Consider the following 12804-nt stretch of genomic DNA (forward strand, 5'->3'; position numbering starts at 1 on the left):
GTTTTTAATTTTTTTTTCTTCTTATAATTGATATATTTTTGCTAATTGAGCAAATTCATTTACTTCTTTTTGAATCCATTGTTCATCTTTACCTAACTCTTGAGCCATAATTGTTGCTACTTTATGAGAAACTTCAACTGCTCCTTTTGCATCTAATAATAAAAGTCGAAGTCTACGAGCTAAAACATCTTCTAATTTATATGCTAATTCATTTCTTACAGCAAAAACAGCACAAGCATATGTGTAATCATATTTTGGCAATAATTTTTCAGCATACTGAGGGTTTTCTTTTTCCAATTTCAATATCTCTGATCTATCAGAACCATAAAAATGTAAATCTTTTTCAAAGTTGACATTTTCTTCATATCCATGTATTTTTAATTGCTCAGTTTTACAACTTACTGAAGGAACTTTATTCAATTGAATAATTTTATCAATTGTATCTTGTCCCATTCTTCTAAATGTTGTCCATTTCCCACCTATAATTGTTACTAATCCACTATCAGAAACTAAGATTTTATGACTACGAGAAATCTCTTTAGTGTTTTTCCCTTCACCTTGTGGTGCAGCTAAAGGACGTAAACCAGCAAAAATAGCTTGCACATCATCTTTAGTCGGTTTTCCTACTAAATATTGTTGAGCTGTAGTTAAGATAAAATTAATTTCTTCATCTAAAGCTCGTGGTTCTAATTCTGCATGATCTCTAAGCGTATCAGTTGTTCCTAGAATTAATTTATCATACCATGGTACAGCAAATAATACACGACCATCACTAGTTTTAGGAATCATTAAAGCATTTTTACCTGGCAAGAATTTTTTGTCAATTGTTATATGAACACCCTGACTTGGTCTTACTAGATGAGGTGAATTAGGTTTATCAAATTGCAAAATATTATCAGCATAAACTCCTGTTGCATTAATAACTGCTTTAGCATTTAATTCATATACTTCTTCCGTATCTTCTGTTTTTATTTTTACTCCAGAAAGTTTTCCTTTCGAATCTTTTAAAAGACCTACAACTTTTGTATAATTTAAAACACAAGCACCATTTTCTATAGCTGTCTGAGCTATATTTAGGGCTAATCTTGAATCATCAAATTGACCATCTTGATACACTACTCCTCCTTTTAAACCATTAGGTTTTACTGTAGAAAGTAATTTCAATGTATTTTTTGAATTAACGTATCTTGATTTTCCTAAACTTAATTTCCCAGCTAAAAAATCATAAAACTTTAAACCAACCGTATACATAATATTATCAAAATACGAGTAATTAGGAATTACAAAAGAAGTATTTCTTGTAAGATGAGGTGCATTTTTTAATAATAGACCTCTTTCATGACAAGCCTCTTTTACTAAACCAATATCACCTTGTGCCATATATCGAACCCCTCCATGTAAAAGCTTAGTTGCTTTACTTGAAGTCCCTTTTGCAAAATCAGCTTGTTCAACTAATAAAGTCTTATATCCTCTAGTAGCAGCATCCATTGCACATCCAAGACCAGTGGCTCCTCCACCGATTATTATAACATCCCAATCTTTTGTTGATGCTATTTGTTTTAATAAAGAGCTTCTTTTCATAATAAAAACATTTCGAAATCAAAAATAATAAAAAAAAACAAATAAGAAATAAATAAAAACTATTTTTAATGTAAAAAGAAATAATTATATGTAAAAACTTTATTAAATTTGAGTAGATTTTAAAACATAAATGATGATAGAATTTGAAACAATGGCGCAAAGACATAATTATATTTTAGATCAATTAGAGAAAAATGAAGTCGTTAAAATATCTGATTTAGCAAAAAAACTTGATGTATCTATTGTCACAATCAGAAAAGACATTAAAACATTAGAAAACATGGACTTAATATACAAAGCTCATGGTTTAATATATAAAAACAATCCCTATACACAAGATATAAATGTAAACGAAAAAAGCTTATTAAATGTTGAACAAAAGAGAGATATAGCAAAATTTGCTGCATCTTTAATTGAACCAAATGATGCAATTTTAATAGCTTCGGGAACAACTGTTTTACAATTTGCTCAGGCTATAAACGTAACAAATGGAAAGTTAACAGTTGTAACTTCTGCAATGAACGTTGCATTAGCTCTTAGTGGTAAAGCTAATATTGAAGTAATACAATTAGGTGGTGTTGTTCGACCAAACTCTACATCTGTTGTTGGACCTTATGCTGAAGATACATTGAAAAAACTTTCTTTTTCTAAATTATTTCTTGGAATTGATGGTATTGATACAGATTACGGATTAACAACCTCTAATTTACTCGAAGCCAATTTAAATCATCTTATGATAAAAGCTTCTCAAAAAACAATTGTATTAACTGATTATAGTAAATTCGGAAAAAAAGGTTTTGGTAAAATATGTAATCTTAATGAAATTGACCATATTATAACTGACTCTAGAATTACGGAAAAAGCAAAAGAAGATATTGATAACCTTGGAGTAAAATTAACTATTGTTTAATAATATTTCTTTTTGTTTCTTTTAATAAAAAACCTTGATAACAATTGTTATCAAGGTTTTTTATTATTATTTTAATTTTAATGCAATAATATATTGTTTTTTCTTTTACTTACATGACTGTAAGCATAATAACAACTGTACAATATAAATAATACAAAGAAGAAACAAAGCACTGGTAAATAAATTGACATAAATATCAAAATTACAGAACAAAGTGTTTCTACTGTACTAATTACAAAATTCCCCTCTCCTCTTGTAGTTATTGTTGATACATCTCTTGCTGCTGTCATAGTTGCAGAAATAAAGAAAGAAACTCCTCCTCCAATAACTATAGCTAATACCCAAGAAAGGTATTCATTAATCAACTCAGGTAATACAATTTTAAAAATAAATATCCCTGCAATTGCAGCTAAGGGCACAGATAATTTATCTAAAAAATTGTCTAAAATAGGAATATAATATACTACTATTTCTACAGCGGCCAATAATCCTAAAATCATCATCGTTGTATCAGTTCCAATCCAACTCCAATTATCAGAAATATTTAAATCAATACTTCCTGAATCGGTTAATAAACTTACAATGAAAAGTGGTAAGAATATTCTAAAACCAGTTGCAGCTACTAAACCAATACCTATGAGTATTGGTAAGAGAAAATTTGTTGATAATAATTCGTTCATTTTTTATGTTTTTAACAGTTTTGATTACTTAAATTTACAAAAAAAATACTTAATAATTATCATTTTTTTCTTTCCTTTGCACGCGATTAATAAAATTAGGAAAGTACTGTCAAGTACTTTTTTTGTGTGAAAAAATTTAAATGATTAATTTATACCTAAATAGTCGATTAAAATTAGAATCAAATAATAATTTGATTAACCATACTCTTTTTATTAATCCTAACCTATTCTATACTAAAAAAATAAAAAAACAAGAATCATTCATAAATATTTTAAAATTAGGAAGTAAAATTTTATCTTTAATAAAATTTAATGGATGATCTTGCAATGGAAACAACTAATAATTTAAAAAATAATAAAAAAAAGATGCTAGTAATTGGAATTGCAGGTGGAACAGGTTCAGGAAAAACTACTGTTGTTAATAATATTTTGAGAGACCTAAACGCCGAAAGTGTAATTGTTATTTCGCAAGATAATTATTATAAAGATCATTTAGATTTATCTTTTGAAGAACGCTCAAAAATAAATTTTGATCACCCAAGATCAATTGATTTTGAATTATTAAAAGAACATGTTTCATTATTAAAAAGTGGTATCTCTATAGAGCAACCAGTTTATTCATTTATTACTCACAGCAGAAAAGATGAAACAATTCTTACTCACCCACAAAGTGTTATTATTGTTGAAGGAATTTTAGTTTTAACAGATCCAGAATTAAGAGATTTATTTGATGTTAAAATCTTTGTACATGCAGATTCTGATGAAAGATTAATTCGTCGTGTACGAAGAGATATACAAGAAAGAGGTCGTGATTTAGATGAAGTATTAACTCGTTATCAAAAAACATTAAAACCAATGCATCAACAATTTATAGAACCTTCTAAAAACTACGCAGATATAATTATTCCTAACATGAAAAAGAAAAATTCTGTTGCGGTAAAAGTTCTTTCTACTGTTATCAAAGAAAAGTTAAACTCTCAAGTAACCATATAAATGAAAAATACATCGAAAGAAATATTAGATGAAGAATTAACTCCAGAAGTTCCTAAAAAGAAAATAAGAGATTCTCGATTATTTAAAATAGTTTGGAATCGTTATTTTATTCTGTCTGTTGCTTTTGTTATTTGGATGTTTTTTTTCGATCAAAACTCATTTTTTGTACATAGAGAATTAGATAAGCAAATTCGTTTATTAGAAATGGATGAAGCCTATTTTGAACAAAATTTAAATAAAGAAAAAGAAAAATTAAACGAACTAAATAATAATCCTGCTGAAATAGAACGTATCGCAAGAGAACAGCATTTTCTTAAAAAAGAAGATGAAGATATATTCATTATTCAACAAGAAAGAGTTGAAGAACCAAAAGATAAAAAATAATGGATAAATTTTTTGACGATATCATTTCTATCTCAGAAAAACAATGGAAAAATAAAGTTCAAGTAGAATTAGAGGGTTTAGATTATAATAAAACTCTCGTTTGGGGAACAAATGATCATATTAATGTAAAACCATTGTACATAAAAAATGATGTTGATTACATTAATCTAAAATCTATTTCTAATACTACTAAAATTATTTCTAAATACAATAACCAATTTGATAATAAATTAAGTTCTGCTTATTATATTGAAAAAGATAATATTGAGAATTTAGAAATAATTTCTTCCTGCTATGATTTACACTTTCAATATTATGAAACATTAAATTTTAATAATTTAGAAAAATTACCCCAAAGAAAATTTTTGGATTTTGATGTATATGGTTATTATGCACAGAATGGTCTTCGATTAAAAGAAAATCGAAAAGCTGATCGAGATTTAATTAAACATATCCTAAAACAAAAATGCTTTACGAAATGTATATCTATTCAAGGTGAAATATATCAAAATGCAGGAGCAAATCATATACAAGAAATAGCTATAAGTTTAGCACACGCTGTAGAATACATTGAAGAATTTGGGGTAGATATTGCTGATAAAATCTATTTTAAATTTGGAATTAGTAGTAATTATTTTTTTGAAATTGCAAAACTCAGAGCTTTTAGATTTTTATGGCGATTAATATTAGAACAATATAATGTAAAAAGTGAAGCTTATATTGTTTCATTAACTTCTAATAGAAACAAATCCTCTCTAAATGAAAATAATAATATTATCAGGTCATCATTAGAAATATCTGCATCATTATTAGGAAAAAGTGATGCAATAGTTATAGAAAATGAAATGAATAGTTTATTGCAATATGAAGATTATATTTCTGGCTCTTATTATGTAGAAAATTTAACTGATCAAATAGGTGAAAAAGCTTTGGAATTATTTAAAACTATTCAAAACTCAGGAGGTTTTCTACAATCAATAGAAAATGAAACTATTCAAGATTTGATTTATACAACTGCCAAAAAGGAGCAAAAAGATTTTGATGAAAAAATTTTACAACTAATAGGTGTAAATAAAAATAAAATTTCATTAGAGGAAAGAGATATAAGAAAAAAAGAAAAAGTAATAAAACAAGTTATTTTTTTACCTATTGTTCCAACTAGATTAGCTGAAAAAGAAGAAAAAAAATAATTTCATATTAGTTAATTAATAAACTATTACAACATTGAATAATACTATTTTATCCTCAGAATTTCAAGATTATTTAAAATCAATTGAACATGAGGATTTTAAAAAAATTGTTTTAAAAAAATCTCCTTTTGAATCAATTTCTTCTGCAGAAATTGCCCAACAATTAAAAGGATTACAAGTTTCTAAATATAAATTCCCTACTTTATACAAAACCAAAAACATATTCTTTCCTCCTTCAATTAATTTAGAACAAGCAAGTTCTGAAGCTACAGCAAATTATAAGAGTAGTATAATTGAGGGGAAAACATTGATTGATTTAACTGCTGGATTTGGAATTGATACAATGGCTTTTGCTAAAAGATTTTCAAAAGTTTATCATATAGAGAAAAATAAAGAATTAAGTGAGATTGTAAAAAACAATACTTCAATTCTCACACCAAATGTAGATGTTTATTCTAACTCTTTTCAAGATTTTTTTGAACAACATTCAGAATTAAAATTTGATGTTATTTACCTTGATCCTGCACGAAGAAACTCTGGTGGAAGAAAATTTATTTTAGAAGATTTAGAACCTAATATTTTAGAATGGATTCCTACTTTTTTTGAAAAAAGTGATAAAATAATGATAAAACTTTCTCCATTATTAGATATTTCTTTAACTCTTGAACAAATAATACATATTTCTGAAATACATATTGTTGCTTTAAAAAATGAGGTAAAAGATTTTCTAATTTTATTAGATAAAAATAATACATTAAAAAATCCTATAATAAAAGCTATTAATTTAGAAAGTAATCAAACTAATTTTCAATTTAATTTCTTTGATGAAATAGATGCAATAGCAAGTTATGGTTCTGTTTCAAAATATATCTATGAACCTAATGTATCTATATTAAAAACAGGAGCTTTTAAATTAGTATCAGAAAAATTAAATCTTACAAAACTTCATCAAAATACTCATCTATATACTTCATCAGAAATTATGAATGAATTTCCAGGTAAAATTTATGAAGTTGAACATGAAATAAGAAATCCTAAAAAAGAAATTACTAAAATGAAGGCAAATATGCTAGTTAAAAATTTTAATCAATCAATCGATAGTATTAAGAAAAAATTTAAAATTATTGATGGTGGAGATACTACTCTTATTTTTACTCAAAGCATGAATGGTTTTCATATTTTAAAAACATCACGTATTTATTGAATTTATAAAAAAGATATATTAATTTTATAGATATCAAAATCACAATTAAAATTTACATCATTTGGAATTTAAAAACAAATTAGAAAATTTCATTTATGGAGAAGCTTTAGCAGATGGAATAAAAACTTCAATAGCTATTGTTATTCCTCCTATTGTAGCAGGATATTTTGGAGAATTATATACTGGTGTAACAATGAGCCTTGGTGCTGTATTAGCACATATGACAGATACACCTGGACCTTTTAAAGAAAGACGAAATTTTCTATGGTTATCTGTTCTTTTCATTTTTATTATTTCATTTCTTACTAAAACAATTAATCATTTAGAATATGTTTTGGGATTATTCTTAATTGTAATTGTTTTTTGTTCAAATATGCTTGCTGTTTGGGGACAAAGAGCCAGTGCTCTAGGGATGGTAATTATGATGTCTATGGTCATGAACATGAATGACTTAAGAGACGACCTAAGTGCTTTACAAATTGCAAGTTACATAACTGCTGGTGCTATTTGGTATTCTATATTTAGTCTTGCTATAAGTACTTTTCGACCATATAGGATGGCACAACAAAATCTTGCTGACACTATGATACATGTATCTGAATATATTCGTATCAAAGCATCAATGTTTGATAGAGACTCTAATTATGATGATATTATAAAGAAGTTAATTGATGAACATGTTATCATTAACGAAAAACAAAGTTTAGTTCGTGAGTTGGTATTTAGTAATAAAAGATTAGTAAAAGATCAAACACCTATTGGACGATCAATTGTATTTATCTATTCTGACTTAATTGATATTTTTGAAAATATAACTGCAACACAATACGATTATAAAAAAATCAGAGAAGAATATGGCGATACTAAAGCTATGCGTAAAATTTATAATATGATGAATAAACTTGCGCATGAATTAAAAATGATTGCTTACCATATCAATTCTAACAAAAAACCTAAATCGCCTACTTTTGATTTTGAAGTAGAATTAAAAAAGATTGATGATGCTATTAAAGAATTGTATGATGAGGGTAAAAAACCTATTGTTCTTACAAAAATATACATTAATATAAAACAAGTAATATACAAAATAGACTTTATTCACAAATTCTTTTATGATGATTCTTTTTCAGAAAAAAAGAAAAATCCATTAGATCATGCACAGAATTTTCAGCCTACAGTTAATTACTCACCTTATAAAATGCGAGATCATTTTAATATAAAATCATCTATATTTCGTCATGCGCTAAGAGCTACAATTGTTATGCTTGCTGGTTATGCAATTACATTTATTGTACCTACAAGTTACCATAGCTATTGGATTTTAATGACAACAGTTGTTATATTAAAACCTGGTTTTAGTGTTACAAAGAAAAGAAATTATCAACGATTAAAAGGTACTATTTCAGGAGGAATTATAGGGTTATTAATTGTTCTTTTTATTCATGATCAAGGAATTAGATTTACTCTTATGCTTTTCTTCATGCTTCTTGCATATACATTTATAAGACAAAGATATTCTGTAGGAACATTTTATTTAACAGCTTATGTACTTATTGCTTTTAGTTTTTATTCTAAAATTGATACCATAACCATCATAGAAGAACGATTTATGGATACTATTATAGGTGGATTTATGGCATTTATTTCATGTTATTTAATATTTCCTACATGGGAAAAAAATAATATGAACGAATATATACAAAAAGCACTTATAGCCGATTATGAATTTATTTTTCTTGTCTTTAAACGTTTAGCTGACAATGAAGTTTCTACAACAGATTATAAAATTGCACGTAAAGATCTTTTCATTGCTATGGCAAACATTAATTCTGTTTTTCAGCGAGTTATTTCTGAACCAAAAGACAAACAAAAAAATGCTGATGAACTAAATAGTTTCACCATTTTCAATCAATCATTTGTTTCTTATTCTGTAGGCTTAGTAAAGATTATTAAAAAAAATAATTCGGTTATTCTTACATCTGAGCATATACGTTTAATCACTAAAATTCTACAATTGTTATTACAAAACATTAATATGTATGGAAATTACAAAACAGAGAATTTATTAAAAACTATTATTTTTGATGAACATCCAGTAACTATGGAAGAAATGACTACAGATGATTTAAAAAATGATGCTGAATTAATTAAAAATTTACTTGAGTATTTATATGAAATCGTTTCAGATTTTTCTAAAGTTGGACAAGTTTTTGTTGAAAATAATTCAAAAGATACTGAATCTAAAATTGAAGAAAAAAAGATTACAGTTTAACTTTTTAATCACTGAAAAAAAATTTACAGTCTTTTAAAGAATCAGCTGTTTTTTTTAATAAAATTCCAAAATTTATTTAAAGAAGAAAAAAGATAAAATTATTTTGAAATATATTAGTATTCTTAATTAAGAAACAATTTTTATATACAATATCTATATTGCGTTAGGGAATGCAGTGAAAATCCTTTTTCCTCAGAAAAAGATTGCAACGAAATGCCCGCTCCAAGGGAACACCTAACAATTAAACTTGATGCTTACGGATTGGTATATTTTCTTTTTCCATTTGGCTTATCCCCCAATCTCTTAATAAATTTATAAAAGGTATCAAACTTTTACCTGTTTCGGTAAGTGTATATTCGACTTTTGGAGGAACTTCGTGATAAACTTTTCTATTCAATAGTTCATTATTTTCTAATTCTCGCAATGTTTGTGTTAACATTTTGGTCGTAATATCATTCATTAATCTTTTTAATTCACCAAATCGTAAAACTTCATATTTCGAAACATACCAAAGTATACGCCCTTTATATTTTCCTCCAATTCTTCTAAATGCAAAATCAACAGCACACATTGGTTCTGTTTCATTATTTTTAATCATAAATTATAATTTTTAATAAACTGATTCTCAATAATAGTTTATTTTAGGTAACTAAAGTACAAAAAAGTAGGTACTTGTAAATTCAAAACTATGTAAATAATTTTGAAAAAAAGAACGTGAAAATAAATAGAAGAAAAGCAATAAAATTAGGTTCTATGATTGGTGCTTTATTTGCTTTCCCTACAATAATGAGTAATTCGTTTTTGATTAAAAATAACAAAAAAACTATTCGTAGTATGAAACCAATAAAAGTACAATTAGGTAAAATTGATTTTTACATTTTTTCTGATGGAGAAATGATTATTAATCAACCTGAAAAAGTATTTGCATCAGATATTTCAAAAAATGAATTTGAAAAAAAATCTAGTCAATTGCATCTCAAAAAATCTGTTGCAGAATTAAGTATCAATATCATTTTAATAAAAACCTCAGACAGAACAATTTTAATTGATAGTGGATTGGGTAAACATTCTAATGACAACCAAGGATTATTATTAGAAAGCCTTATTAATGAAGGTATTGAACCAAATACTATTACAGATGTTCTAATTACACATGCTAATCGTGACCACATTGGTGGATTAGTATTCACGAGTAATCAACTTGTTTTTCCTGAAGCTACCTATCATATATCCAAGGAAGAATATGATTTTTGGATGACAGAAAATCCAGATTTTTCTCAAAGCAAATTAAATCAAGAACAAATAACTGGAACTGTAAATTTTATTCAAAAACTATTAAAAATAGTTAGTCCTAAAATTAAAACATTTAAAGCTGGAGAAACATTATTTAATTTAATTAAAACAGAATTAGCTCCTGGTCATACTCCTGGTCATATAGTTTTTACAATTACTTCTGAAGATAAATCAATAAAAAATGTTGTGGATATACTACATACTCCACTAATGATTTCTGAACCTGATTGGGGTGTTTTATTTGATGTTAATTTCAAACAAGGAATTGAAACAAGGAACAAAATCTTAAATGACTGTTATATAAATAATACATTAGTAATGTCTTCTCATTTACCTTGGCCAGGATTAGGCTATATTAATAAAAGAGATGATGAATATTTTTGGAATCCTATTAGTTATTACAATCCAATAGAAATTAAACTTTAATAAATAATTATGAAATACAAAATATTAGGAAATACTGGAGAAAAAATTTCTGCAATTGGTTTAGGTTGCATGGGAATGTCTCATGCGTATGGAAACATCGATGATAATGAAAGTATAAATACTTTACATAAAGCATTGGATTTAGGAATTAATTTTTGGGATACAGCCGACTTTTATGGTGGTGGAAATAATGAAAAACTAATTTCAAAAGTTTTAAAACCAAATAGAGATAAAGTATTTATTGCTACAAAATTTGGATTTAGATATGATGAATCGTCTATTTCATTTTCTAATCATGTTGATGGATCTCCAGAGTATATGAAAAAAGCTGTTGAATTGAGTTTACAGCGTTTGGAAATTGATTGTATCGATTTGTATTACTTACATCGTATTGACCCTAATATACCAATTGAAGAAAGTATTGGTGCAATGAGTAATTTAGTAAAAGAAGGAAAAATTCGCTATTTGGGAATTTGCGAAGCATCAGCCAAAAGTATTGAGCGTGCAAATGCTGTGCATCCTATTGCAGCATTGCAAAGTGAATATTCTTTACTTACAAGAGATATTGAAGCTGAAATTTTACCAATGGTAAGAAAACACAATATATCTCTTATTCCATTTTCTCCTTTGGGAAGAGGAATGTTAACTGAAAATTTCGATATTAATCAATTAAAACAAGGTGATTCGAGATTAAAATTACCCCGTTTTCAAAGTCCATATTTGGAGAATAATCAAAAATTAGTTCAATCACTTACAGAATTTTCAACAAGTAAAGGAATAACAAATGCTCAAATGGCATTGGCTTGGCTGATGGCTCAAGGAGATGATATTATTCCAATACCTGGAACAAAAAAACAAAAATATTTAGAGATAAATGCTAAATCTGTTGATATTGTTTTATCTAAAAATGATATCAATACAATTGATAGTATTATTGCTAAATATCCTAATACTGGAGAACGTTACAATGAAGATTCGTTAAAATTAACAAACGGATAAATAGTCATAAAATCTAAATATTCAATAGAATTTGAAGTTGTTTAAACTTACAAAGATTATGTTTATTTATAGGGCAATTGCTTCGCACCGTGCTTTATCGCTGTATCTTTTTAGATTGGAGATTGATTTAGTTTTGAAATGAATCCAATCAAAAAAGGATGCCGCTTCAATCACTATTGCAATTTATAACTAAAAATAATTCAAAACATAATTCATTTAAACAACTTCTTTAATAAGAATATTTTATAAAATTTAAACAATTGTTAAAGGAGTTTTTTTGAAAACAATATTGATTAAAACAAAAATATCAATACTTTTGTGAAGTGAAACTTTTTGCAATAAAAATATTAATATTTCTATATATCACAACTTCAACTCAATTTTCACAGTTGTATAAGTTGCCAATATTTGTTTCACATTTCATAGAACATGTACAAAAAGATAAATTAGGTAGTATAAGTGAAGAAATGGTCTTTTTTATAAAGCATCATTATGGTGGACATGAAAAAGATGAAGATTGGCAAACTGACCAAAAACTTCCTTTTATAAAAATAGAAACTACACACGTAGACCATAGCTACCTACCTATTATAGTTTTTGAAATTCCTCAAATAGATAAAAACATAGATACAAAACCAATCTCTTTATATTACAAAGATTTTGTATCAAACTACTGCCAAAATTCAATTTGGCAACCACCAAAACAAGCGTAATTTTTCTAGATTTTAACTCTAATAAATGTTGTAATAACTATTATTTACAACAGTTTATTCATTTGCTATAAATTATTATTTCTAGCATTATTTTCAATCTATATCTATTTTATAATTCATTAAAAAGGAATGTATAATAGATTAATCTATATAATTTTA

12 protein-coding genes are annotated in these 12804 nt (G+C 26.4%); 9 read left to right on the top strand and 3 right to left on the bottom strand.

Features of this window, described 5'->3' with window-relative positions; translation table 11 throughout:
* Positions 1–21: 21 nt before the first annotated feature.
* Positions 22–1581 carry a glycerol-3-phosphate dehydrogenase/oxidase gene (locus RT575_RS02715; protein WP_313578601.1) on the bottom strand — a complete coding sequence of 520 codons (1560 nt, stop codon included), beginning with the start codon at positions 1579–1581 and terminating at the stop codon, positions 22–24.
* 130 nt (positions 1582–1711) lie between these two features.
* Between RT575_RS02715 and RT575_RS02720 the strand changes: the two genes are divergently transcribed.
* Positions 1712–2491, top strand: coding sequence for a DeoR/GlpR family DNA-binding transcription regulator (locus tag RT575_RS02720; protein ID WP_313578603.1), 780 nt, complete (start codon positions 1712–1714; stop codon positions 2489–2491).
* A 77-nt stretch (positions 2492–2568) separates the two neighbouring features.
* Here RT575_RS02720 and RT575_RS02725 read toward each other — a convergent pair whose 3' ends face one another.
* On the bottom strand, positions 2569–3171 hold the full coding sequence (locus RT575_RS02725) for a DUF4126 domain-containing protein (RefSeq protein WP_313578605.1): 603 nt from the start codon (positions 3169–3171) through the stop codon (positions 2569–2571).
* Between the two features lie 312 nt (positions 3172–3483).
* Here RT575_RS02725 and udk point away from each other — a divergent pair, with 312 nt between their 5' ends.
* The 5 genes from udk to RT575_RS02750 all read left to right on the top strand — a co-directional run bounded on the left by udk (position 3484) and on the right by RT575_RS02750 (position 9214).
* Positions 3484–4164 carry a uridine kinase gene (udk, locus tag RT575_RS02730; protein WP_313384060.1) on the top strand — a complete coding sequence of 227 codons (681 nt, stop codon included), beginning with the start codon at positions 3484–3486 and terminating at the stop codon, positions 4162–4164.
* Positions 4165–4548, top strand: a complete 384-nt coding sequence (locus RT575_RS02735) for a septum formation initiator family protein (protein ID WP_313578607.1) — start codon at positions 4165–4167, stop codon at positions 4546–4548.
* The gene (locus RT575_RS02740; protein ID WP_313578609.1) at positions 4548–5738 is read left to right on the top strand and encodes a methylmalonyl-CoA mutase family protein; all 1191 of its coding nucleotides are present in this window, start codon (positions 4548–4550) and stop codon (positions 5736–5738) included. The genes RT575_RS02735 and RT575_RS02740 overlap by 1 nt, the downstream gene beginning before the upstream one ends.
* 34 nt (positions 5739–5772) lie before the next feature.
* Positions 5773–6942, top strand: coding sequence for a THUMP-like domain-containing protein (locus RT575_RS02745; RefSeq protein WP_313578611.1), 1170 nt, complete (start codon positions 5773–5775; stop codon positions 6940–6942).
* Positions 6943–7003: 61 nt separating this feature from the next.
* Positions 7004–9214 carry an FUSC family protein gene (locus RT575_RS02750; RefSeq protein ID WP_313578613.1) on the top strand — a complete coding sequence of 737 codons (2211 nt, stop codon included), beginning with the start codon at positions 7004–7006 and terminating at the stop codon, positions 9212–9214.
* A 241-nt stretch (positions 9215–9455) separates the two neighbouring features.
* On the opposite strand, the gene RT575_RS02755 is transcribed toward RT575_RS02750, so the two are convergent.
* Entirely contained in the window at positions 9456–9809 is a 354-nt protein-coding gene (locus RT575_RS02755; protein WP_409515941.1) for a winged helix-turn-helix transcriptional regulator, read from the bottom strand.
* A 119-nt stretch (positions 9810–9928) separates the two neighbouring features.
* Between RT575_RS02755 and RT575_RS02760 the strand changes: the two genes are divergently transcribed.
* The 3 genes from RT575_RS02760 (at position 9929) to RT575_RS02770 (ending at position 12645) form a co-directional block, all read left to right on the top strand.
* Entirely contained in the window at positions 9929–10933 is a 1005-nt protein-coding gene (locus tag RT575_RS02760; RefSeq protein ID WP_313578615.1) for an MBL fold metallo-hydrolase, read from the top strand.
* 9 nt (positions 10934–10942) lie between these two features.
* A complete protein-coding gene (locus RT575_RS02765; RefSeq protein ID WP_313578617.1) occupies positions 10943–11932 on the top strand; it encodes an aldo/keto reductase in 990 nt (329 codons plus the stop codon).
* 398 nt (positions 11933–12330) lie between these two features.
* Positions 12331–12645, top strand: a complete 315-nt coding sequence (locus tag RT575_RS02770) for a hypothetical protein (RefSeq protein WP_313578619.1) — start codon at positions 12331–12333, stop codon at positions 12643–12645.
* The last annotated feature ends 159 nt before the right edge of the window (positions 12646–12804 follow it).

This window comes from Chishuiella sp. (assembly GCF_032109125.1).
Lineage (GTDB): Bacteria > Bacteroidota > Bacteroidia > Flavobacteriales > Weeksellaceae > Empedobacter.